The sequence below is a fragment of the Acinetobacter sp. LT1 genome (assembly GCF_059800965.1).
In genome coordinates this window covers 143,319-168,674 of the sequence record NZ_JBBAXE010000005.1, presented here as the reverse complement: position 1 = coordinate 168,674, position 25,356 = coordinate 143,319, and the positions used below count along the sequence as shown (strand labels likewise).

Annotated in this window: 18 protein-coding genes; 4 read left to right on the top strand and 14 right to left on the bottom strand. The window is 38.8% G+C overall.

The annotated features are described in order from the left end of the window. Window positions 1-135: 135 nt before the first annotated feature. Complete coding sequence (locus WBW42_RS06765) at window positions 136-894, bottom strand: Nif3-like dinuclear metal center hexameric protein (protein WP_498478582.1); 759 nt, start codon at window positions 892-894, stop codon at window positions 136-138. Window positions 895-1,088: 194 nt separating this feature from the next. Between WBW42_RS06765 and WBW42_RS06760 the strand changes: the two genes are divergently transcribed. Then, window positions 1,089-2,264: a S1C family serine protease gene (locus WBW42_RS06760; protein ID WP_032055385.1), complete on the top strand. Its 1,176-nt coding sequence runs from the start codon at window positions 1,089-1,091 to the stop codon at window positions 2,262-2,264. Between the two features lie 42 nt (window positions 2,265-2,306). On the opposite strand, the gene WBW42_RS06755 is transcribed toward WBW42_RS06760, so the two are convergent. The 6 genes from WBW42_RS06755 to ahcY form a co-directional block, all read right to left on the bottom strand. Beyond that, entirely contained in the window at window positions 2,307-3,545 is a 1,239-nt protein-coding gene (locus tag WBW42_RS06755) for a multifunctional CCA addition/repair protein (protein WP_017398614.1), read from the bottom strand. 91 nt (window positions 3,546-3,636) lie between these two features. Then, entirely contained in the window at window positions 3,637-5,907 is a 2,271-nt protein-coding gene (locus WBW42_RS06750) for an NADP-dependent malic enzyme (RefSeq protein WP_002118176.1), read from the bottom strand. 236 nt (window positions 5,908-6,143) lie between these two features. Beyond that, window positions 6,144-8,996 carry a putative bifunctional diguanylate cyclase/phosphodiesterase gene (locus WBW42_RS06745; protein ID WP_032055386.1) on the bottom strand — a complete coding sequence of 951 codons (2,853 nt, stop codon included), beginning with the start codon at window positions 8,994-8,996 and terminating at the stop codon, window positions 6,144-6,146. Window positions 8,997-9,130: 134 nt separating this feature from the next. Beyond that, window positions 9,131-9,853 (bottom strand): 16S rRNA (uracil(1498)-N(3))-methyltransferase, encoded by a 723-nt coding sequence (locus WBW42_RS06740; protein WP_014207254.1) that lies wholly within the window; start codon window positions 9,851-9,853, stop codon window positions 9,131-9,133. 18 nt (window positions 9,854-9,871) lie between these two features. After that, window positions 9,872-10,708: a methylenetetrahydrofolate reductase [NAD(P)H] gene (gene metF, locus WBW42_RS06735; protein WP_000167014.1), complete on the bottom strand. Its 837-nt coding sequence runs from the start codon at window positions 10,706-10,708 to the stop codon at window positions 9,872-9,874. Window positions 10,709-10,779: 71 nt separating this feature from the next. Next, window positions 10,780-12,162: an adenosylhomocysteinase gene (ahcY, locus tag WBW42_RS06730; RefSeq protein ID WP_032055391.1), complete on the bottom strand. Its 1,383-nt coding sequence runs from the start codon at window positions 12,160-12,162 to the stop codon at window positions 10,780-10,782. Window positions 12,163-12,383: 221 nt separating this feature from the next. On the opposite strand from ahcY, the gene WBW42_RS06725 reads away from it, so the two are divergent. Then, the gene (locus WBW42_RS06725) at window positions 12,384-12,920 is read left to right on the top strand and encodes a cysteine peptidase family C39 domain-containing protein (protein ID WP_032055393.1); all 537 of its coding nucleotides are present in this window, start codon (window positions 12,384-12,386) and stop codon (window positions 12,918-12,920) included. A gap of 36 nt (window positions 12,921-12,956) precedes the next feature. Here the strand turns inward: WBW42_RS06725 and WBW42_RS06720 are convergent, their stop codons facing one another. From WBW42_RS06720 to lipA, 3 genes are all read right to left on the bottom strand, one after another. Further along, the gene (locus tag WBW42_RS06720; RefSeq protein WP_032055395.1) at window positions 12,957-13,340 is read right to left on the bottom strand and encodes a carboxymuconolactone decarboxylase family protein; all 384 of its coding nucleotides are present in this window, start codon (window positions 13,338-13,340) and stop codon (window positions 12,957-12,959) included. A gap of 106 nt (window positions 13,341-13,446) precedes the next feature. Further along, entirely contained in the window at window positions 13,447-15,909 is a 2,463-nt protein-coding gene (locus WBW42_RS06715) for an acyl-CoA dehydrogenase (RefSeq protein ID WP_032055399.1), read from the bottom strand. 279 nt (window positions 15,910-16,188) lie between these two features. Continuing rightward, window positions 16,189-17,202 carry a lipoyl synthase gene (gene lipA, locus WBW42_RS06710; protein WP_002118167.1) on the bottom strand — a complete coding sequence of 338 codons (1,014 nt, stop codon included), beginning with the start codon at window positions 17,200-17,202 and terminating at the stop codon, window positions 16,189-16,191. Between the two features lie 196 nt (window positions 17,203-17,398). On the opposite strand from lipA, the gene sthA reads away from it, so the two are divergent. Continuing rightward, the gene (gene sthA, locus WBW42_RS06705) at window positions 17,399-18,811 is read left to right on the top strand and encodes a Si-specific NAD(P)(+) transhydrogenase (RefSeq protein WP_002118117.1); all 1,413 of its coding nucleotides are present in this window, start codon (window positions 17,399-17,401) and stop codon (window positions 18,809-18,811) included. A gap of 243 nt (window positions 18,812-19,054) precedes the next feature. Here sthA and WBW42_RS06700 read toward each other — a convergent pair whose 3' ends face one another. From WBW42_RS06700 to map, 4 genes are all read right to left on the bottom strand, one after another. After that, the gene (locus tag WBW42_RS06700) at window positions 19,055-20,269 is read right to left on the bottom strand and encodes an MFS transporter (RefSeq protein WP_032055406.1); all 1,215 of its coding nucleotides are present in this window, start codon (window positions 20,267-20,269) and stop codon (window positions 19,055-19,057) included. Between the two features lie 170 nt (window positions 20,270-20,439). Further along, on the bottom strand, window positions 20,440-21,786 hold the full coding sequence (locus WBW42_RS06695; RefSeq protein ID WP_284105561.1) for an MFS transporter: 1,347 nt from the start codon (window positions 21,784-21,786) through the stop codon (window positions 20,440-20,442). Window positions 21,787-22,190: 404 nt separating this feature from the next. Next, the gene (locus WBW42_RS06690) at window positions 22,191-23,309 is read right to left on the bottom strand and encodes an OmpW/AlkL family protein (RefSeq protein ID WP_032055410.1); all 1,119 of its coding nucleotides are present in this window, start codon (window positions 23,307-23,309) and stop codon (window positions 22,191-22,193) included. 203 nt (window positions 23,310-23,512) lie between these two features. Further along, window positions 23,513-24,340 (bottom strand): type I methionyl aminopeptidase, encoded by an 828-nt coding sequence (gene map / locus WBW42_RS06685; RefSeq protein ID WP_002118165.1) that lies wholly within the window; start codon window positions 24,338-24,340, stop codon window positions 23,513-23,515. A gap of 210 nt (window positions 24,341-24,550) precedes the next feature. On the opposite strand from map, the gene rpsB reads away from it, so the two are divergent. Continuing rightward, window positions 24,551-25,303 carry a 30S ribosomal protein S2 gene (gene rpsB / locus WBW42_RS06680; protein ID WP_002118204.1) on the top strand — a complete coding sequence of 251 codons (753 nt, stop codon included), beginning with the start codon at window positions 24,551-24,553 and terminating at the stop codon, window positions 25,301-25,303. The last annotated feature ends 53 nt before the right edge of the window (window positions 25,304-25,356 follow it).

Below are 25,356 nucleotides of genomic sequence, written 5' to 3'. Positions count from 1 at the left end.
CTTGCATTTGCTGGGTTATACAATTAAGTGGCTCTATTGTAAATGATTCTGGTAACAATAGGGCATCGTTTTAAAGAACTATACACAATAAAGATCTAATTAATACGCATAACACAGATTGAAAAAAAGACTTAATTAAATCGGATTATTCAATTCAAAATATTCAGCTTCAATTGAAAACTGTTTTGAGATCGCTTGTGCCAAACGCTGAACTCCATAACGCTCAGTAGCATGGTGACCACAGGCGAAATAGTGAACCCCTAATTCTTTTGCTTCATAAAAAGTTCGTTCACTGACTTCACCTGAAATATAAGCATCACAATTTTGCAAAGCAGCTTTAGCAATAAAATCTTGAGCGCCGCCTGTACAGAAGCCTACTTTTTGAATGCTTTGCTTTTCTGCTGGCAAATGAATCACTTTAAAATCAAAACTGTTTTGAAGCTGTGCTTTAAACTCATCTACAGAAACTGCTTGCTCTAAATAACCAATATTACCAATCGGATGTTTCTCGGTTAAATCGAGTGGTTCTAAATTCTTCAAGTTTAGTTTTTCTGCAATCGCTACATTGTTGCCCAAAGTTGGGTGTGCATCTAAAGGTAGATGATAAGCGACTAATGAAATATTATTTTGAATGAGTTTTTTAATGCGGTTGCCTCGCATTCCAGTAATTGGATACGGTTCACCCTTCCAAAAATAACCATGATGTACGAGTAATAAATCTGCATTTTGAGCAATTGCTGCATCAATCGCATCTTCGGAAGCAGTAACCGCACAAATGATACGTTTTACTTCAGTTGAACCTTCAATTTGCAGGCCATTTGGTGCGTAATCTTTAAATTCTGCCGCTTTTAAGGTTTGGTCGCACCACTGAATAATTTCATGCAAATTTGCCATGATATTTCCTGAATTGAGTAGTAAATAATTGCTAAAGCTATAGAAACATATTTTGTTGTGTAACTAAAGCTAGACAAATCTTTTTTGACTTTTTTATGTATATCGACATATTTAATTTAAAATGCTTAACTGAAAACTCTTTTTGTTCAATATATTAATTTAATTAAAAACTTCTTTGCGTAGAGGATATGAACGTGCGCCGCACCTTTACATGGTTACCTTGGGTGTTACTTATTATTGTAATTGCCAGTTTTATTGCATGGCAAAAATACCATCAGCCGAAACCAACTGTTGCAGTTGATGGGGTGCAAATGCCTGCTGAGAAAGTTGAACCACTCGTTGATACTTCGCGAGCGGGCGGGGTGGTATCTTATAGCGCTGCAGTAAAAGTTGCAGCGCCAGCAGTTGTTAATATTTTTACGACCCAGAAAGTTAAACAAAATCATCCATTATTAAGTGATCCGGTCTTCCGTGAGTTTTTTGGAAATCAGGTTCCTGAACAACAACAGCAAAATGAAAATAGCTTAGGCTCTGGGGTTATTGTACGAGCTGATGGTTATATTCTGACGAATAATCATGTGATTGCTCAAGCTGATCAGATTGTAGTTGCATTACATGACGGCCGTCGTGCAGAAGCAACGATTGTTGGAACAGACCCTGATACTGATTTAGCTGTAATTAAAATCGATTTAGATAAATTACCTGTATTGCCATTTAAGTTGAGTGGTAATGAAGTAGGTGATGTGGTCTTAGCAATTGGTAACCCATTTGGCGTAGGCCAAACGGTAACTCAAGGTATTATTTCTGCGACTGAACGCTCTGATTTAGGCATTAATACCTATGAAGACTTTATTCAAACAGATGCCGCAATTAACCCAGGTAACTCTGGTGGAGCATTAATTGATGTGGCTGGGAATTTAATCGGGGTAAATACTGCTATTTTCTCTCAGTCAGGTGGTTCTTTAGGAATTGGTTTTGCAATTCCTGCTAAAGTTTGCCAACAAGTTTTAAACTCGATTTTGAAAGATGGCCGTGTAGTCCGTGGATGGTTAGGTATTAGTTTAGTACCGCCTACACAAGAAGACGTATTAACACCTAAACAGCAAATTGGTGTTGTGGTTGCAGATGTCTTGAAAAATGGTCCAGCTGCATCAGCAGGTATTAAGATTGGTGATAAAATTATTCAGGTGAATAACCAACAAATCACTTCAGCATCTCATTTGATTAATTATGTTGCATTACAAGCGCCTAACAGCGAAATTAATGTAATGGTCGAGCGAGATGGGAAGCAACAAAACTTTGTGGTGACAGTAGGGGAAAGAAAAAACCAAAATACTCAATCGCAATTTATACCGCTGCCTAAACAGTAAAGATAAAAAAGCCTCGTAATGAGGCTTTTTTCTTGGTGTTAATTAAGTATGAGATAGTGCTTGATGCTGATGTTTGAACTCAGTTAAAGCATCAATACGGTACTGAATGAGCATTTCACCAATCTCAGCACCTTTAATGTTTTCAGGTAAATCCTGAACTTTAATAGAGCGAACGATTTGCATCGCATCCAACATGTACTGAGCTTGTGGATAAGGTCGGTCTTCTAAACCTAATCTTCCTTTAGCATCACATTCACATGCTTGTACAAAAGCTTCAACTCTCTCAGGACGACGTAATACATCTAGACGCTGTAATAGACGCCATACTGTTCCCGGTTTTAACGACATAATTTGATGACATTTTAGGTGTTCTTTACACACTGATAATGCCAACTGTCTAGTTTGAGTTGGAACTTTTAAACGTTCACATAACTCGGTAACAGGTTTTACTCCACGTTCTTCATGCATGATATGGCGAGGAAGTTCGTTAGCTGGAGTCAATGCTTTACCCAAATCATGTACTAAAACAGCAAATCGAACATCAAGTGAATAGTTTGATTTACAAGCTTGCTGTAATGACATTAAGGTATGTATGCCGCAGTCCACTTCTGGATGATATTCAGGGCGCTGTGGTACACCAAATAATGCGTCAATTTCAGGGAAAAGATGTTTCAACGCCCCACAGTCACGTAATGTCTGAAAATAAACATCCGCATGATCTTCTAAAAGTGCGCGAGAAGTCTCTTTCCATACACGTTCTGGTGTTAAGGCATCAAGCTCACCTGATTCGGCCATGGTTTGCATAAGCTGCATTGTCTCTGGCGCAATCTGAAAACCATATGAAGAATAGCGAGCCGCAAAGCGTGCAACACGTAAAACACGTAAAGGGTCTTCAGCAAAAGCTTCTGAAACATGACGCAAAGTTTTATTTTCTAAATCGGTTTGACCACCATATGGATCGTATAATTTGCCATCTTGATCCATTGCTATGGCATTGATGGTTAAATCACGGCGAATTAAATCTTCTTCTAAACTTACTGTGGTATCGGTAAAAAATTGAAAGCCGTGGTAGCCTTTACCAGATTTTCTTTCAGTACGTGCAAGTGCATATTCTTCTTTCGTTTCGGGATGAAGAAACACAGGAAAATCTTTGCCTACAGGTTGAAAACCTTGGGCGAGCATGTGTTCCGGCGTTGCACCGACAACAACATAATCTTTTTCTTGATAGGGATGCCCAAGTAAAAAATCACGGACGGCACCGCCTACTAAATACACTTGCATGAAAAAACCTCTATTCTTCAAGCAATCATGCTACAGAATAGAGGTTTTCTCAAGTCATTAGAGATGCTTTTCGTAAAAAGCAGTTTCTAAATTACTTTTCTTGTTGTTGGATTTCAGCAACAGTTAAAGCAGTCATATTGATAAGACGACGAGTTGTTGCTGTAGGTGTCAAAATATGAACAGGTTTTGCTGCACCAAGTAAAATTGGACCAATAGTAACGTTGTTACCAGAAGTTGCTTTCAACAAGTTAAATGAAATATTTGCTGCATCTAGGTTTGGCATAATGAGCAAGTTTGCCGAACCTTTGAAACGTGAGCCAGGGAATGCAAATTGACGAATGTTTTCGTCTAATGCTGCATCACCGTGCATTTCACCTTCAACTTCAAGCTCAGGAGCTTGCTCAGATAAAATACGATAAACTTCACGCATTTTTTGAGCACTTGAGTCAGTCTGGTCACTACCAAAACTTGAATGAGAAAGCAGGGCTACACGCGGAGTAATACCAAAACGACGTACTTCTTCAGCTGCTAAAATAGTCATTTCAGCAAGTTGTTCAGCAGTCGGGTTTGTATTTACGTATGTATCAGCAATAAACAAGTTACGATCTTCAAGCATTAATGCATTTAAGGTGAAGAAGTTATTCATACCTTCTTTTAGACCGATGACATTGCGTACAAAGTCAAGGTGAATGTTATAGCTACTGTAAGTACCACATAACATACCGTCTGCTTTACCGAATTTAACCAGTAGAGATGCAATTAATGTTGAACGGCGACGTGCTTCACGTTGAGCATATTCAACAGTAATACCTTTGCGTTGCATAGTTTGATAGTAGTCTTTCCAAAACTCTTCATACATCGGGTTTTGTTCTTGATCTACAATCTCAATGTTTACGCCATGTTGTAAACGTAAGCCTAATTTTTTGATATTAGCTTCAATTACAGCAGTACGACCTACTAAAATTGGTTTAGCTAAATCTTCATCAACTGCGATTTGCACTGCACGTAATACGCGCTCATCTTCACCTTCAGCATATGCGATGCGTTTAGGATCAGTTTTTGCTTGAGCAAAAATCGGTTTCATCAAGAATGCAGAGTTATAAACAAACTCAGATAATTTTTGACGGTATGCAGAGAAATCTTCGATCGGACGAGTTGCAACACCTGAATCCATTGCAGCTTTAGCAACAGCAGGGGCAATTTCTAAAATTAAACGTTGATCAAGTGGACGTGGAATTAAGTAGTCACGGCCAAATGAAGCAGATTTTTCGCCATAAGTTGCTGCATCTGCTTCTACGTGTGCCATACGTGCAATTGCATGTACACATGCAATTTTCATGTCTTCATTAATCGTTGTTGCACCAACGTCAAGCGCACCACGGAAAATGTAAGGGAAACATAATGCGTTGTTTACTTGGTTTGGATAGTCAGAACGACCAGTTGCCATGATTACATCAGGACGTACTTCATGTGCATGTTCAGGTAAAATTTCTGGATCTGGGTTTGCCAAAGCAAAAATAATAGGGTTCTCAGCCATCTGTTTCACCATTTCTTTGGTGAGAATACCAGCAGCAGAAAGACCCAAGAACATATCAGCACCAGCCATTACTTCATGTAACTGAGTCGCTTTAATGTCTTGAACATAACGTTTTTTCGATTCATCCAAGCCTTCACGTGAAGTAGTGAGTAGACCGCGAGAATCGGCAACAATGATATTTTCTTTATTTACGCCTAAAGCACAAAGTAAATCTAAACAAGAAAGGGCAGCAGCGCCTGCACCTGAAGCTACAATTTTGATTTCATCAATTTTCTTATTTACAAGTTGCAATGCATTAAGCAAAGCTGAACCTACAATGATACTTGTACCGTGTTGATCGTCATGGAATACAGGAATTTTCATGCGTTCGCGAAGTTTCTTTTCGATATAGAAACATTCTGGCGCTTTAATATCTTCGAGGTTGATACCACCGAAAGTTGGCTCAAGAGAGGCAACAATATCTACAATTTTATCTGGATCGTTTTCTGCAATTTCGATGTCAAATACGTCAACACCAGCAAACTTCTTGAAAAGTACGCCTTTACCTTCCATTACAGGTTTAGACGCTAATGGTCCAATATTACCTAAACCAAGAACAGCTGTACCGTTACTGACTACGGCAACCAAGTTTCCGCGAGCTGTATATTTAGCAGCAGCAGATGGATCACGTTCAATCTCTAAACATGGCGCAGCAACTCCTGGTGAGTAGGCTAGAGCCAAATCTCGTTGGTTGACAAGTTGCTTACTTGGGGTGACGCTGATTTTCCCTGGGTTTGGATATTCATGGTAATTTAAAGCGGCCTGTTTTAAAGATTGATCGTCCATCTGAGTCTCTATTTGATACAAAAAAGCAAACTAGTCAAATTGCTCATTTAGGGAGAGGCAACTCGCTTCTTTAACTATGCTTTAATTTTTACCAATTAAGAGAATAGTAGACGAATTGCCAATAGCCCCGTGGTGAGCTAAATGCTAAAGAATATAACACTACTTCTTTATTTCTCACAGTCAAAAACGCTCATTTTTGGAAAAAGCAGCATAGGTAAAATAGATGATTAGAACAATTAAGAAATATGCGGATTTGTTTGTAGATAAGGAATAATCTGCTCGGCAGGAATAGGGCGACTAAAGAAATAGCCTTGTAAAAAATCACATTGCTGTTTTTGTAGATAGGTGACTTGTTCTTTTGTTTCTACACCTTCAGCAACCAGTTTAAGTCCCATACTTTTACCCATCGCGATCATTGCATTTACTATTGCTTCTTGTTTGTGATCACCAATTTTAGAAATAAAAGCACGATCAATTTTTAATACGTCAATTGGGTACTCTGTCAGATAGGCTAAAGATGAATAACCCGTACCAAAGTCATCTAAGGCAATGGAGATATCTCGTTGTTTTATCGCATGTAATAGCGTTTTTACATTGGCAGTATTGTCTAGAAGGGCTGACTCTGTAATTTCAAGTTCGAGATCTGAACCTTGAATATTATATTTTTGCAAAACCTCATCTAAGTCGTTGAGTAATAAGCCTCGATGTATTTGTTGAGCGACAATATTTACAGAGACTTGAATATTGATATAACCAGCATTTTTCCACTCTTGGAGTTGCTTTCCAACTTTATCTAAAACAACTTTCCCAATATCTGAGATCAGGCTACTACGCTCAGCAAAAGGTATAAACATATTTGGCAGGATTAATCCTTTTTCAGGATGCTGCCAACGAATGAGTGCTTCAAAACCAATAATTGATTGATCGTGTAGATTAATTTTGGGCTGGTAATAAATGACAAATTCATCATTTTGGATGGCTTTACGTAGCTCTTGCTCTAAATCGGCAGTTTTATATGAGTGATTTGTTTTATTGCAGTAATAGCAAATTGTATTACCACCTAAACGTTTTGCCTCGGAAAGAGCTTGCTCTGCATGATTGTTGAGATGATCAATTTGTCTGCCATGTTCAGGAAAACATGCAACACCGATAGATGCGGTAATAAAATATTCGTGATTATCAATGTAAAAAGGTGCATTGAGTGCTTGTAAAATGTTTTGGCAATATTGCTCAACATTTGGATGAATTGGCGAAATTTCATAAATGATTGCAAAATCATCACTATTTAAATAGGCGACTAAAATCGCATTGATATTGATTAAGCGTAATCTTTGTGCGAACTGTTTAAGTAACTCATCACCACTATCATTATTTAAAAATTCATTGAAAGCTCGGAAGCGGTCAATATTTACCCGTATTAATGCTAGATTTTTAATGTTATATGAAGGGTTTACAAGATATTGATGTAATTGATTGTAGTAGTAAAGACGATTAGGCAGATGGGTGAGGCTATCGTAGTTTTTTAAGTAAGATAGGTGCTGCTCTTGGCGCTTTTGCTCAGTGAGGTCGCGTGCAAATCCAATATAATTGGTAATTTGATTGAATTCATCTTTGACCACATTGATATGCAACCATAAATATACGCTTTTACCAGAACTAAACTTTTCATCAAACTGGCCCATATATTCTCCTGTCTCCAGAAGTTGTTGCGTTATTGATGTATGAAACTGTTGTTGTAGTTCTTTTTGATTAATTGTAATGCTAAATAGTTCTTTATTCAGAAGTTCTGACTTAGAAAATCCGGTTAATTTTTCGTAGTAGGGATTACTATCAATATAGTTTAGGTGCTCATCTAAAATAAATATTCCTTCCGCAGCTTGCTCGAGCACAATTGCAGATAGTCTTAGATGTTCTTGGTCCTTTTTCTCTTGATGTATATCGCGGGTCATTCCTACCATACGAAGCGCTTTTTGTGTCTTTGGATCTCTAGTGATGACACGGCCTACATCATGAATCCATCTCCAAGAACCATCTCGACGTAAAATTCGAAAGGTGATATTAAAATGATCTGTAACGCCTTCCAAATGTTGTTTTAAACGTTCGTCAAAAAGTTTTTTATCGCTTGGGTGTATACGATCTAATATGGTATTGAGATGAATAACGGCGGTTTGAGTTTGTTTTTGTTGATCGAAAAATGTAATTTCCAATCTTTGACTTTCAATATCCCAATCCCAAGGTCGAATACCCGCAGTTTCATGTGCAAAAGCTAAATTATAGTGATGGCTTTCGAGTTGCTCATTCATTTTGGTGAGGTCATAGGTACGTTCACGTACTTTTTGCTCAAGTAAATGATTATTAAATTGAAGCTGGGCTTCAATATCTTTGGACTTATTCACTTCTTGTTGGAGTTGTACACATAATTCTTCAGCCCATTGGGTATGCTGGTCTGAAATTTGAACAAGCTGTTTATTTTTTAATAATAATTGAGAGATCTTTTGGTAATTGCGTTGAGTTGCATATGCACAAAGCACAGTTGCTACAAAGGTGAGGTTATAGGCGAAATAAAAAGGTAGCTGAGTTATGGGATTATGTGTGAATTGAGCAATTAATAGAGGGAGGGTACTAGGAATAAATAAGAGATAAAAATATCGGGGTTGCTGTGTTAAAAAAGTAAGGCCAATGATATGAGCCGAAGTAATAAATAAAGCAATTAAAATATGAGCATCTGGTAGTGCAATTAAGTCAGGAGGTAGATAAAAATGAATAATTGTGACATTTATTCCAATTAAAATTCCTGATAATAAACAAATACTTTGTAAGACACGATCAGCTTTTTTTGTAAAATCAATCGTGCGATAGTGGGTTAAAATATTTGGAATAAATAATAAGCAGACAAGAGCGACGACGGTAAGGCCAATAGACCAGCTAAATATTGTTATTGTAGATGAAAAATAGTAAGAAAAAATACCATATGAAATGAGGCACAGTAATATCAGGCTAATTAAATACCAGCGGATATATTGAGTTGAAAGTTTCAGCTGTTCAATTTTTGTTTGATGCTGTAGATATTCTTCCTGAAGCCCAGACATAAGATTTTTCTATCCTATTTTTTTACATATATACAGAAAGAATCTGATTTATCAGTGAAAAAGAATTTGAAATTTTATTCATACAATAAAAGTAAGTTAACTTTAAATAATGATTTAATCAATGTGCAGAGAACTTAGGTGGATAAAAATCGATAATTTAAAATAGACAAGGCAACAACAGGGGCAGTTTCTGTACGCAAAACTCGGTCACCAATGCACCAGTTCATAAATCCAGCTTGATTGGCTTGGGTAATTTCATTTTCACTTAGGCCACCTTCTGGGCCAATCAATAAGGCAAGTTCAGGCTGTATTCCCGCCAATACATCTTTTTGTTCTTTTTCTGGTGCTAAAACAAATTTAGATTGAGGAAGCTCAGAAGAACTTAACCATTCATGAAGAGAAATAGGCGCTAATACTTCTGGAACTAAGTTCAAGCCACATTGTTCACATGCTGCAATTGCAACAGCTTGCCAATGATCTAATTTTTTTTGATCGCGGTCGTATTTTAAGCGCATTTCACAACGCTCACTTGTTAGCAATTGAATCTGACTTACACCCAATTCAGTGGCTTTCTGAATGGCATAATCCATTCGATCGCCTTTACTCATGACTTGACCTAAAACAGCTTTAAAAGGGGCATCACGGTTTGCAGGGTTAAAATTCTCAATGGTGACAAACGCATTTTTTTTATTAATTTCGGACAAAGTCGCGAGATATTCACCACCTTGTCCATTAAATAGAGTCGCTTGTTCTTGTAGTTGTGCACGTAAAACACGCACCCAATGATGGAATACTGATTCTGTCAGTTGAATTGTTGAGCCAACTGTAAGTTCAGTTTCGATAAAAAAACGATTCATTGGGTACGCCTTACAAAATTAATTTAAACCAAGGTCAACAACAAGCTGACGAGTTGGTTCGACTTGGTTCATTGAGTAGAAGTGTAAGCTTGGTGCACCACCTGCAATGAGGCGTTCGCATAGCTTAACAACAACTTCATGACCAAAAGCTTTAATACTTTCACTGTCATCGCCATAGGCTTGTAATTGCTTACGAATCCAGCGAGGAATTTCAGCACCAGTACCATCTGCAAAGCGAATTAAATTACTTGCATTGGTAATAGGCATGATACCAGGAGCGACTGGAATGTTAATTCCAGCTTTTTCCAAACGCTCTATAAAATAAAAGTATGAGTCTGGATTAAAGAAGAATTGAGTAATTCCTGCATTGGCACCAGCTTGTACTTTTTCAATAAAACGTTGGATATCTGAGTCAAGGCTTTCGGCTTGAGGATGCATTTCTGGATAAGCCGCAACCTCAATATGAAAATGGTCGCCTGAGTGCTCACGAATAAAACGTACTAAATCTTGAGCATAAGGAAGTTCGCCAAGACCAACCTGTCCAGATGGTAAGTCACCACGTAAAGCGACAATACGGTCAATGCCTTGAGCTTTGTATAAATCGAGTAGTTCAGCAATACGCGTCTTATCATCACCAATACAAGAAAGGTGAGGGGCAACAGGAGTGCCTTTACCATTGAAATCTTCAATAGCAGCAAGTGTGCGTTCACGAGTAGAACCACCAGCACCATAAGTAATCGAGAAAAACTCTGGATTTAATTGCTGTAATTCTTGGTGAACAATACGAAGTTTTTCAGCACCGGCATCAGTTTTTGGCGGAAAAAACTCAAAAGAAATAGGTGTACGTTTAGTCATGTCAAATCCTTGTAAACAGCGAAACATTTTTAGAAAAAAGGGCAGTCGGTTCACCGTCTGCCCTTATGTTCTTAGTATTTGTAAGCGTCAGATTTGAATGGCCCCTCAACAGCAACGCCTAAATAATCAGCTTGCTCTTGAGTTAACTGAGTAAGTACACCACCGAAACCTGCAACCATTGCAGCAGCAACTTCTTCGTCAAGTTTCTTAGGAAGAACTTCTACGCGAATTTTTGCAGCTTTTTCACTTGCAGGTAGGTCGGCAAATTTCTCTTGGAATAAGTGAATTTGACCTAAAACTTGGTTAGCAAAAGAACCGTCCATTACACGTGATGGGTGACCAGTTGCATTACCTAAGTTTACAAGGCGGCCTTCAGAAAGAAGGATAAGGTAATCGTTTTCGTCTTCTGAACGATAAACTTGGTGAACTTGTGGCTTAACTTCAACCCACTTGTAACCACGTAAATAAGCCGTGTCAATTTCTGTATCGAAGTGACCGATGTTACATACAACTGCACCAGCTTTTAAGCTGTCTAACATTGCTGCATCGCACACGTGGTAGTTACCAGTAGTGGTTACAACAAGGTCAGTATTTCCAAGTAAGTCGTGGTTAATATCTTCTTTTTTGCCTGTTTGTACGCCGTTTTTGTATGGAGATACAACTTCATAGCCGTCCATACATGCTTGCATTGCACAAATCGGGTCAACTTCGGTTACACGAACGATCATGCCTTCTTGGCGTAAAGATTGAGCAGAACCTTTACCTACGTCGCCATAACCGATCACAAGTGCGCGACGGCCAGATAAAAGCATGTCAGTTGCACGTTTGATTGCGTCATTTAATGAATGACGGCAACCATATTTGTTGTCGTTTTTAGACTTGGTAACTGAGTCGTTTACGTTGATCGCAGGAACTTTCAAAGAACCGTCTTTCCACATTTCGATAAGACGTTGAACACCTGTTGTGGTTTCTTCGGTAATACCGTGAATACGTTCTAAAAGCGCAGGGTATTTTTCATGAACAAGAGCAGTTAAATCACCGCCATCGTCCAAGATCATGTTGGCATCCCAAGGTTGGCCATTTACATTAATCTGTTGCTCTAAACACCATACATATTCTTCTTCAGTTTCACCTTTCCAAGCAAAAACTGGAATACCGCGAGCAGCAATTGCTGCAGCAGCATGGTCTTGAGTTGAGAAAATGTTACATGATGTCCAGCGTACTTCAGCACCTAATTCAACAAGCGTTTCAATAAGAACCGCTGTTTGAATAGTCATGTGAATACAACCAAGAATTTTTGCACCAGCAAGTGGTTTTGAAGCTGCATAGCGTTTACGTAAGCCGATCAAAGCTGGCATTTCTGCTTCAGCAAGTTTAATTTCTTTACGGCCGTAATCAGCAAGAGAGATGTCAGCAACTTTGTAATCTGTAAATGAAGCATTAACCGCGTTCATCAGGATCTCCTAGGAAAAAATAGTATTGATCATTCTGTTCGCGGATGCCGTTGTTGGTTAAAACGAGCGTTTAACCGATCGTCGAGCCTGGCAAATTGATCTTTAGTGCCGATCAATTGTCGCAGCATCCCTCGACTAGCGAAACATTGTACTTGGAAAAGCTTTTAGTGCCAATCCAGTTTTGTTTATTATCTGCGTAATTATCACTTTAGATTCTAATTATGGCATTAAATATTCCCGAGTCGTTGGCAAGCCTAGAGTCAAACTGTGGCGTTTTTGCAGTTTGGATGGTGCTTCAGCATCATGGAGTACAAATTGATGTGGTTGAGCTGATTAATGTTTGCCGACACGATGAAGGAGGCACCTATACTATTGCCTTAGCTGTTGCTTTAAAGAAACTAGGATTTGAAGTGTCATTTCATTCAGATGAGGATCCTAGCATTAGCCAAAGCGAACGAATGAGCTATAAAGAAGCAAAGGTATTAAAAATTCCAACTGGACCAGCACTAAGCTATCAAGATATTCAAGCTGCAATTGAAAATGGAAAAATGGTGATTGTCTATTACGATACTTTAGCAGGTGTTGGAAATCAGTCGCTCATTTATTCTATAGATCAAAATGAAATCTGCTTTTTTGATAGTTTTGAACCTATGTCAGCGGCAGTTTTTGAAAAGCAGCGTCAAGTAGAGGGGATTTGCCGTCAGGCTATTGTGATTGATGATTGTAAGTTTCAGATGCATTCATCCAAATTGAATTAGATAAAAAGAGCCAGTAGAGTGCTGGCTCAATTGAAGTTATTTTTGTTGATATTCTTGAATCACTTCTAAAGCAGCGCGAAAAGCTTCTTGTGTAGCAGGGGCGCCGCAATATGGCAGGCTGTGTAATAAAGTTTCTTGAATCTCTTCAACTGTACAACCATTGTTGAGTGCACCACGAACATGGCCTTTGAGTTCAGTTGGTGATTTTAGTGCCGTGAGCATTGCCAAAGTAATTAATGAGCGATATTTACGAGGTAGCACACCTTCACGTTGCCAAGTCGATCCCCATGCATGCTCGTTAATCCAGTCTTGCACAGGCTGGGTAAAGGGTACGGTATTTTCTTGTGCACGCTTTACAAAAGCTTCTCCCATCACTTCTGTGCGAACTTTTAATCCATTTTCGTAATCTTGCTTAGACATTAATTTCTCCTAAAAATAAAAGCGTCGATTGACGCTTTTATGGCTGTTTATTAATTAATGCGAATCAAGTGTGATTGCAATAGTGAATTAGTGGAGGCATCAGTCACTAAATTTGATGAGGGTTCGACAAAGGAAGATCTTTATTTAAATCTTCATCAAACACATCTGTAAGCATGCTATCGAATCGAATTGCGTTGTATTGCAATAATTGTTGAGCTTCGCTTTCAGAAATAAAGCCTTCTTTTATCGCTTGTGCAATATTCTCTTCGAAAGTAAGTCCCGTAAATTTGCCTTTAGATTCAGCTTTTTTAAACTTATCCCAAAGTGGTTCAAGCGTTCGCAGGATTTGGAAAGTATGCTCTAAACGACCAGTTACATCATCGGCTTTGGTTGAATAAAATACATGATGTTTAAGCTGCTCTCTAAAAGGATGCTCCTGCATCATAAGTTCAGCGACTTGCTGTTTTAACTCATCGTCAGGTTTTGAAATGACACGTCCAAGAGGGAAACAGATCCATTTTACAAATGCTGCTGGAAGTTTAGCTGGGAAGTTTTCAAATAATCCCCAAAATGCTTCCTGAATATTCAAGAGCGCTTTTTGTAGCGCTAATTTAGCGTGAAGTTGTTCAGCTTCAGTTTTTTGTCCAGCTTCATAAAATTTTAATATCGCAGTAGAAATAAAGAGGTGCGCGTGAATATCTGCCAAGCGACCTGATAACATTTCTTTGCGTTTTAAGTCGCCTGCAAGTAGGCCAAGTGACATATCTGAAACAAGTGCGAAGTTGGCACTAAAACGATTAATCGTTTTATAGTAACTTGCAGTGAATTGATCTGCTGACTGAGGCGCATCGCTTGAGCCACCTGTCCAACCGTAGGCAAATGATCTAGCACCGCGGTTAAAGGTATAGGCTAAATGTTTAAATAACAAATCATCGAATTTTTTGACTGAGTTATTTTTATCTTCAGATTGAAGGAGTTGTAACTCTTCAAATAGATAAGGATGACAACGCATTGAGCCCTGACCAAAAATCATCAATGAACGGGTCAAAATATTTGCACCTTCTACCGTAATAGCAATTGGAATTGCTTGATAGGTAAGGGCAAGGAAATTACGTGGTCCAAGTTGAATAGCACGTCCTCCAGCAATATCCATTCCGTGATTTACGACTTTACGCATCGTTTCAGTTGCATAATATTTTGCCATAGCAGTCATCACGGCAGGTGTTCCACCTTGGTTTAGGCCACATGTCACTAAATAACGAAATGCTTCAAGCATATAGGCATCGCTGGCAATTTCACTGGTTGCTTCTTGTACGCCTTCAAATTTACCGACAGAAATATTAAATTGCTGGCGAATTTTCGCAAAAGCACCAACGGTTAAATAACTCATTTCACCTGCGGCTGTTGCTAGAGCTGGAAGGGAAATACCACGGCCTACACCTAAACATTCCATGAGCATTCGCCAGCCTTTTCCGGCATTTTCTTGACCACCAATAATCCAGTCAATAGGAATAAAAATATCTTCTCCTTCTACTGTTCCATTCATAAATGGTGAACCAGGATAATGGCGTGCTCCTATTTTTACACCCGTATGACTTGCAGGAATTAAGGCACAAGTAATACCGTATTCTGTTTTGTTTTTATCTCCCAGTAGGCCTTCTGGGTCATAAAGTTTAAAGGCTAGACCAACAACGGTGGCAATTGGCGCAAGCGTAATCCAGCGTTTAGAGAAATTCATGCGAAGTCCAAGGACTTGAGCACCTTCATATTCACCGTAGCAAACAACACCTGAATCTGGAATGGCGCCTGCATCTGAACCTGCTTCTGGGCTGGTTAAACCAAAGCATGGGATCTCTTCACCTTTAGCAAGGCCCGGTAAATATTGCTGTTTTTGTGCATCGGTACCGTAGTGCATGAGTAGCTCACCTGGTCCTAACGAGTTTGGAACCATACAACTCACAGCTGTGGTGAGTGAGCGGGAAGCAATTTTGCTCATAATACGGCTTTGGGCAAATGAGCTAAATTCTTTGCCACCAAAGGACTTTGGAATAATGAGGCCTAAAAAACCTTTATCTTTAATAAATTGCCAAACTTCTGGTGGTAGATCTTTTAAGTGATGATGGATCTCCCATTCATCTAGCATGCTACAAAGGAGCTCAACTTCATTGTCGATAAAACTTTGTTCTTCTGCTGACAAAGTTGGGTAGGGGTAATTTTCAAATTGTGACCAATCGGGTGCCCCCATAAATAATTCTTTTTCCCACCAACTGGTACCTGCCTCTAAAGCTTCTTGTTCAGTCGTACTGATGCTCGGCATTGAGTTTGCTAAAGTTTTATATGCAGGTTGAGTAATCAGATTAAAGCGTAATGGTGCAAATAAAATAATGATACTAAGGACAATAAGGGGAATACCTAAAAGGAGAGCCCATGGCGTTAGTATGAGTGCAGTAAGTATGGCTACAGCAATCGTAATAACACTACCAATGGTTCTGTTTAGATTAAAAAAGAAAATTGCCCATATTGCAAAAAGCTGAATGACAACGCTTAAAACAAAGAGTAGGAAAATCATACTTGCTCCTTGCTAGATAAGCCCTCAAGTTAGAAGTTACAAAAAAGCGAGGAGAGATTTAAGGCTTAACTAGCTAATTTTTAATGCTGTTTAAATTTAATTTTTTATGTCGCAATTGATGTATATGCTAGAGCAGGGATATATCGTACTTTTAGATATAAGATATTTTTAAGTGAAAGTGTAATGGGTTGTTTTATCGATTTGTCAAGAAATGTTATTGATTTTCTTATACAAATAAAAAGCCCTCTAACGTAGAGGGCTTTTATAGATATTTAATTTTTAAGCTTCGACAACTTGAACAGCGATTTTTTTAGCTGGATCTACTTTGCGACGAACTTCCGGCACTGGTTCACCGTGGTATTGACGATCAGCAAAGTAACTTGAACGAACCATTGGTGCAGACCAAATATTTCTAAAACCAAGTTTACGGCCATGCTCTGCATAACGTTCGAACTCTTCTGGCGTTACAAAGCGGTCAATTGGCGCGTGTTGTTTAGAAGGTTGTAAGTATTGACCAATAGTCACATAGTCAACATCATGAGCACGCAAGTCATCAAGCAAAGCAATAACTTCTTCTTCAGTTTCACCGATACCCACCATCAAACCACATTTTGTTGGGATATCAGGGCAATATTCTTTAAACATTTTTAATAAGTTTAAAGAATGTTGATAGTCTGAACCTGGGCGCATTGCTTTATATAGACGTGGCACAGTTTCGATGTTGTGGTTAAATACGTCTGGCGGACATTCAGTCATAATGCGTAAAGCAATATCCATACGTCCGCGGAAATCTGGTACTAAAATCTCAAGCAATGTATTTGGGCTTAGTGCACGAGCTTCTTTGATACAGTCCACAAAGTGTTGTGCACCGCCGTCAAGTAAGTCATCACGGTCAACCGAAGTAATTACTGCATATTTGAGCTTAAGATTAGCAATTGTCTCTGCCATGTGACGAGGTTCATCTGCATCGAGTGCATTTGGACGACCATGTGCTACATCACAGAAAGGGCAACGACGTGTACAAATATCACCCATGATCATGAATGTTGCTGTACCACCACCAAAACATTCTGGTAGGTTTGGACAAGCAGCTTCTTCACAAACGGTATGGAGTTTTTGAGCACGTAAAGTGGTTTTAATACGCTGAACTTCTTCTGGTGCCGTCATCTTGACACGAATCCAGTCAGGTTTACGCGGCACTTCAACCGTAGGTACAACTTTTACAGGAATTCTTGCGACTTTTTCTGCGCCACGAAGTTTTACACCCTGTTCAGGTTTACGGTGTTCTGACATATTTAACTTTTCCACTCGTTTATAGAGACATTGACATTGTATTATAGCGAACTTCTGCAGTTAATAGCGGAAAATAACTATTCATATAATAAATGTGGTTATTCAGAAATATAGGGTTGAGAAATACATAAATTCACCGCATATTAGCCATAATTTATTATAAAATATAGTCATTCAAGTGAGGAAGGAGCTTTCAATGCCACGTAAAAAAGAGGTCGTTAGTGGGAATTTCGTTAAATACGATGCGGTAGTTCTCGGTTCTGGACCTGCAGGTGAAGGCGCGGCAATGAAGCTTGCAAAAGCGGGTAAGCGTGTTGCAATTGTAGATGTGCGTGATCAACTGGGTGGTAACTGTGCACACGTAGGTACCATTCCAAGTAAAGCATTACGTCAAACAGTTTCTAGTATTATTCGCTATCAGCGCGATCCAATGTTTCAAAAAGTAGGTGAATGGAAACAGTTCACCATGAAACAGGTTTTGCGTAATGCACACAAAGTAATTCAACAACAGGTTGATACGCATACACGTTTTTACGATCGCAATAAAATCGGTGTATTCCACGGCCGTGCATATATTCAAGATAAAAATACAGTTTTAGTTTTTAGCCATGAAGGCATTAAAGAAACAATTATCTGTAAGCAAATCGTGATTGCTACAGGTAGTCGTCCTTATCATCCGCAAGGTTTAGACTTTGATCATCCTCGCGTATTCGATTCGGACAAAATCCTTGATCTTGATTATTCAATTCAAAAAATCATTATTTACGGCGCAGGTGTTATTGGCTGTGAATATGCCTCAATCTTTATTGGTCTAGATCATAAAGTTGACTTGATTAATACTCAGCAAAAATTATTAAGTTATCTAGATGATGAAATTGCTGATGCATTGTCTTATCACTTGCGTGAACAAGGTGTATTGATTCGTCATAATGAGCAAATGGATCACCTAGAAACGTTTGATGACCATGTTGTACTACATTTACAAAGTGGTAAAAAGATTAAAGCCGATGCGATTCTTTGGTGTAACGGTCGTTCAGGAAACACTGAAGGCTTAGGTCTTGAAAATGTTGGCTTAGTACCAAATAACCGTGGTCAACTTTCAGTAAATGATCAATATCAAACTGAAGTTGAAAATATTTATGCTGCTGGTGACGTGATTGGTTGGCCATCACTTGCTTCTGCTGCTTATGACCAAGGGCGTTGTGCTGGCGCAAACATGAGTGGTGAAGATGCGAAGCCAGTACGTGATATCCCAACAGGTATTTATACTATTCCAGAAATCTCATCAATTGGTAAAAATGAACAGGAACTAACGGAAGAGAAAATTCCGTATGAAGTAGGTCAAGCTTCTTTCCGTCATTTGGCTCGTGCGCAAATTACCGGTGATACAGTGGGTGAGTTAAAAATTCTTTTCCATCGCGACACTATGGAAATTTTAGGTATTCATTGTTTTGGTAATAACGCTGCCGAAATTATCCACATTGGGCAAGCAGTTATGCACAGCCCAAACAATACCTTGAAATATTTTGTTGAAACAACGTTTAACTATCCAACAATGGCAGAAGCATATCGTGTAGCTGCGCTTAATGGTATGAATCGTTTATTTTGATTTTAAATAAGTTTTTCATAAAAAAGCCCGCAAACTTGCGGGCTTTTTTATTTTCATTAGACCATAGGTTTTTTATATTTTTATGACAATTTGCAGTATGCGTCTGGCTGTCTATATCTCTAGTGGGCACAAAATGCTTGATTAAAATATACAAATAAATCAGGAGTTTGTTTCCATAAAATGATTGAAGAGGCCAGCAGAGTAATCACGAGCAAAGTCATAATTGTTTTCAAAAGTAAGGCATTATGCGTCATGGATAACAGCCTCCTCATTTACAAAAAAATGTACGATTACCCCTAATATACTCAAAGCTATTGAACATAGCCAAATTGCATTGTAATTACCTGTTAAGTCATGGTTAACACCGCCAAGCCAGCCGCCAAAGAAAGAACCGACTTGATGGGTGAAAAACACAATACCACTTAACATTGAAAGGTATTTAACACCGAACATATTCGCTACAATGCCGTTGGTAAGTGGAACTGTAGAGAGCCATAAAAGTCCCATAATGACGCCAAAAGCATATACCGTATAAGTGCTTAGAGGTAATAATAAAAAAGCGATGATTGCGATGCCACGGCTACCGTAAAGTGCCATTAATAATTTAGGTTTTGAGAATCGATCTCCCAGCCAACCCGCCCCATAAGTTCCCACAATATTAAATAGTCCAACTAGTGCCAGAAACACAGTGCCTGTAGCTGCATCAAAGCCGTGATCGATTAAATAGCCCGGCAGATGAACGCCTAAAAAGACCACCTGAAACCCACAGACTAAAAAGCCTAAAGCTAACCACCAGAATGGCTTATGTTTTTTAGCAATATTCAGTACTTGTTTAAATGTGAGCTGAGGTTGAGCAATTGCTTTTGGTGTTTGATTGCTTGATCCTTTTAGCATCCACGCTAGGGGAATGATAAGCGCAATTAACAGCGCACTCACCATTAAAGCTGACGACCATCCTACCGTTTTAAGCAAGAGAAGGGTGGAAGGTAGCATAATAAACTGACCAAAAGAGCCTGCTGCACTGGCAATACCCATTGCCATACTTCTTTTTTCTGGAGGGGCAGCTCTGCCTACTGCACTCAGTAAAACCGTAAAAGAGGTTGCTGATAAAGCTAAACCAATAATAAGACCTAAGCTTAAATTCAAAATGAGTACACTTGAACTAAAAGCCATTAAAAGTAGGCCTAGGGTATAAAGTAAGCCACCAACAGCAACTACAACTTTACTGCCATATTTATCTGCAATTGCACCGGTAAAAGGCTGAACAGCTCCCCAGATCAGATTCTGCATGGCTATCGCAAGACTAAAAACATGCTGTCCCCAGCCAAATTCATGGCTCATGGGTACAAGGTAGAGACCGAAACCATGACGGACACCTAATGAAAGGGCTAGAATAATTGCACTGCCAATCAGCATATAGATGAGGGACTGAGAAAATTGGTTGCCAGTTTTAGTCATGATTAATGGAAAATTATAATAATGATGATTTATTGTAGAAGATATATCGAAAAATATCGATATAGTTGGAGGGAATATTTAAGAAGAATTAAAAAGTTCTTAAGGATCGTATTTTATGAGAAGGAAATTAAAGAAGCAGACACCATTTTGATCTCTGCTTCTTGTAGAAATTATGCTGCGGAATTACGTTCAAGTAATGCTTGTTCAAAAAGTACTTGTTCTTTTTCTTTATGTTCAGTCGTGAAGCGAATTAGAATTACGCTACTGCCAGCGACTATAACCAACCCACCTAAAATAAATAGACAAGTTTGAATATCGAGTACACCTTTTAATAAGAAACCAGCTGCAACTGCACCAACATTACCACCTGCACCAATAATGCCTGCAACACCACCTAATGCATTACGATCAATAAATGGTACAAGAGCATATGTCGCGCCACAAGCCATGTGAGTAAACAGGGCAAAAATCGTCATAGAAATAATTGCAAGAGCTATCACATTCATTTGAGAGAAAAGAATTAAGAATAAACCTTCACCTAAAATCATGAGTACTAGTACTTTAGTACGACCATCTAAACCTTTTTTGAGTGCGACTTTATCGGAAATAATACCGCCAAGTGCACGAGCAAAGAGTGCAAGAAGACCAAATATCCCCGCGGTTAAACCAGCAGTTTTTAAATCCATTTTGAAGTGATCAACATAGTACATTGCTGCAACGTTATGGATAAAAATTTCAATACCGAAACATGCACCGTAAGCCACAAATAAAATCCAGACACGGTAGTTACGAGCAGCTTGCATCAAAATTGCCATGCCACCTTTTTTACCACTGCCAACTTCAATACCTTGTGCGCGGACTTCTTTGAAGTTTCCTTGAGGACAGTCTTGGGTGAGTTTCCAGTAAAGAATACCAACAATGACCATCATTACGCCTGGTACAATTAGTGCAACACGCCAGCCCATAGTTTGTTCGACCCCGAACATGACAATTGCACCAAGTAATAAAGGCATTAGAGCTTGGGTTGCACCGCCACCAGCATTACCCCAACCAGCTGCTGCCGCATTTGCTGTACCTACAACATTAGGTGCAAACATAACGCTTGTATGATATTGCGTAATAACAAAGCTTGCGCCAATTGCACCGATCAGTAAGCGGAAGAATAAAAAAGACTCATAACTGTTAGCAGCAGCAACTCCAAATACAGGAATACTGCCAAGTAAAAGAAGGGCTGTATAGGTAATCCTCGGGCCATATTTATCACAAAGTGGACCGACAGCAAGTCGTACTAAAATCGTAATTGCAACGGCGGCAATATTGATATTGGCAATTTGGTCTTTGGTTAAGCCGAACTCACCTTTAATAACAGGCATTAATGGTGCACAAGCAAACCATGCGAAGAAGCACACAAAGAATGCGAGCCATGTCATGTGGAAAGCGCGCATTGCAGGAGTAGAAAAGCTAAATAATTTTATTTCAGTTGCTTTTTTTGCATCTAGATTGATATTTGAAGACATACGCCGTCCCTCTGAACTGAACGAAATTTTAATTTGCATGGCAATTTATTGCCTATCTGCAGACCGATCAGAGCGGACATCGTTGGCCGTCTTGGTTTATTCATTGAATCATCGTTGACTCATCTTGCTATGAATAAAGCAAAGCTTGTGCCAAAAAATTAATTTTACTAAAAAGGAAAAATTACTTTCTAATTCTATTGAGTTAGTTTATTAAAAATAAAATTAATTAAAAAATTGAAATAAATCAGTAAATGCTCATAAGAGAGGAAGGCGGTAGATTTTTTCAATCGGCTTTATAAAAGTGCTCATTTTTTTAGCATTTTGATTTAAAAAGAAGCAAAATTTGGAAAAAAGAAAGCTATAAAAACGTGCATAAGTTTTTATAGCTTTGGGTGACACAAAAATTAGAAGCGGTAACCGACACCAACATATGTAATGAGTGGATCAATATCAATTTTGGTATTCGCTTTAATTAGCTCTTTACCTGTATTTTGGTCAGTCACATAGATTTTTGCTTCACTATTCATTTTGGAATATGAAACTGAACCAACAGCAAACCAGTTCGGGTTGAAGTCATAAGATGCACCTAAAGTCACAATAGGGGCAAAAGTATCGGTTGCTTCTAGTTTAACGATAGGATTTGCTGATGATGTTTTGCGATCTAATGCTGCACCAGCTTTACCATCATGGATATTCTGGATCATGTGACCCGCTTGAATTAAATCGGCCTCAATACCGGGATTCATTTTTAAATCATTAAAGTATGCATACATCACGCCAGCTCCGATATAAGGACGGAACTTATTTACCCCTGATTTACCAAATTGATAATGTAGTTCAACGGCTGGTAACCATGCACGAGCAGTCGCAGCCTTACCTCCCTGAGAAAGATCAGTAATATGCAGGTCTTGTTTTAAAGGAATATCTCCACCCGCCTCGGAAATTCCATCTCCTATGATTCCTCCTATTAAAGATCCATCTTTTAGTGGAGTCGCTTTTCCAGAAAGGGGAGCGTAAATATTACCTTTTCCATTAATATCTACTTTAGGAGGAATACCACCTTTAATTTCTAAAGATAAATTGTCCGTAAAGTTGTAATTAAACATAAGACCAACAGTATCAACATCAGCAGCTTCTAAGCCAGAACCTTGTTGTTGCCATTGAGAGAGACCATTAACTTCTGCTGTACCTGCAAGTGATGAGGGAAGAGTGTCTGTAAACTTATCAAGAAGGCTAATAGTGCTATACCAGAATTTTCCTGAAGTTTTACTTTGGTCGATTGCATCTAAAACGGCTTTTGTAGATACATCTCCAACTTTAGATGTTGTACCTTCTGCAACGCTAGTATTGATATTGACAGGGTTTCCTGAGCCTTGAGGCATCGCATGGAGCCAACCAGCAGAGACAGAAAAACGTTTGAAGCCATCGCCATCTTTAAAACTAAAATATGGTGAAGCGGCATAAGTGAATGTTGGCAGAGCAAAAAAGGCAGCTGTCATACAAAATAATGACTTTTTCATCATAAAAGGACTCCATGTCCGACATTTGTTTACTGATTTTTATTGAGCCCACCATACCTTGTTTTATTGAATAGATTGTGTATTAAAAATTAATAATTGTAATTTTTTTGAAATATTTGTTTATATTTAGAAAGATTTATTAATAAAAAATACATAATAAATAATAAAAGGCTACATAAAGTAGCCTTTTATTTAAGATTTTTAAATTATTGGTTGAAGCGAGATAGGTCTTCTTCAGGACGAGCAGTTAAGACTTCAATGCCTGTTTGGGTAACTAAAATAGTATGTTCATATTGAGCTGAAAGTTTATGGTCTTTCGTTACGACAGTCCATTTGTCACCTAGCAATTTAGTTTGCCATACGCCAGCATTTACCATAGGTTCAATTGTAAAAGTCATACCTGCTTCCAGACGCATACCTGTACCAGCTTGACCATAATGGAGTACTTGAGGTTCATCATGGAAAACAGTTCCAATACCGTGACCACAATATTCGCGTACTACACTAAAACGTTCTGATTCGACATACTTTTGGATTGCATGGCCGATATCACCTAAATATGAACCGTCTCTAACAGTTGCCATCCCACGATACATCGCTTCTTGAGCAACTTTGCATAGACGGTTGGCTAAAATAGAAGTTTCACCACCAACGACATACATCATGTTGGTATCGCCGTGATAACCATCTTTAATGACAGTAACGTCAATATTAAGGATGTCACCATTTTTTAAAATTTTATTTTCAGAGGGAATACCATGACAGACAACATGGTTAACCGAAGTACAAATAGAGTGTTGAAAAGCAGGGCGCCCAGGAGCTCCACCATAGCCTACACATGCAGGAATAGCATGCTGCACATTTTCAATGTGATTGCGACAAATGGTATCAAGTTCAAGTGTACTCACACCTGCCTTAATATGGGGCTTGATCATCTCTAGAACTTCAGCCGCCAGTCGTCCTGCAATGCGCATTTTTTCAATTTCATCTGGAGTTTTGATTAATCGACGTGGAGCTGTATAAGTACTGTTCATGATCTCTAAAAACTTTTGGTAATTTACAAGTGTCTATGGTATAAATAGCCGCCCATTTTATCAAATGCTTTTCGTGAATATCTTTTACGAACAATTTTGATAGATGGAGTAAAAAATCCGCACATATATCGTCACATTACTCTGGGTGCCTGTAAAAAGGTGGAGAATGCGGATATATGGAGGCCTAACCCAACTTTTAAGGTAAAGAAAATGGCAGATTACAACGTAAGCATGCGCGACCTTCTTCAAGCAGGTGCGCACTTTGGTCACCAAACTCGTTTCTGGAACCCAAAAATGCGTCAATACATTTTTGGCGCGCGCAACAAAATTCACATCATCAACCTTGAGCACACTGTTCCTGCGTTAAATGATGCTTTGAACTTCGCTAACCAATTAGCAAGCAAAAAGAACAAAGTTTTGTTCGTTGGTACAAAACGTGCTGCTTCTAACATCATCCGTGAACAAGCTCAACGCGCTGGTCAACCATATGTAGATCACCGTTGGTTAGGTGGTATGTTGACGAACTGGAAAACACTTCGCCAATCTATCAACCGTTTAAAAGATCTTCAAACTCAATCTCAAGATGGTACTTTTGCTAAGCTTACTAAACGTGAAGCTTTAGAACGTGCTCGTGAGATGGAAAAACTTGAGCGCTCTTTAGGCGGCGTTAAAAACATGGGTGGTTTACCTGACGCATTATTTGTAATCGACGTTGATCACGAAGCGATTGCAATCAAAGAAGCTAAGAACTTAGGTATTCCTGTTATCGGTATCGTTGATACAAACTCTAACCCAGACAACGTTGATTACGTTATTCCTGGTAACGATGATGCGATCCGTGCAGTAACTCTATATGCTTCAGCTATGGCTGACGCAATTCTTGCTGGTAAAGAATACGCTCAATCTCAAGCGAACGCTCAAGCAAAAGGCGATGACGCTGCGAAAGACGCTTCTGAGGCTTAATGCGTTTTGACGCAGGCTTGTCATTTTTGCGACATGTAATGGTGGCAAATTAA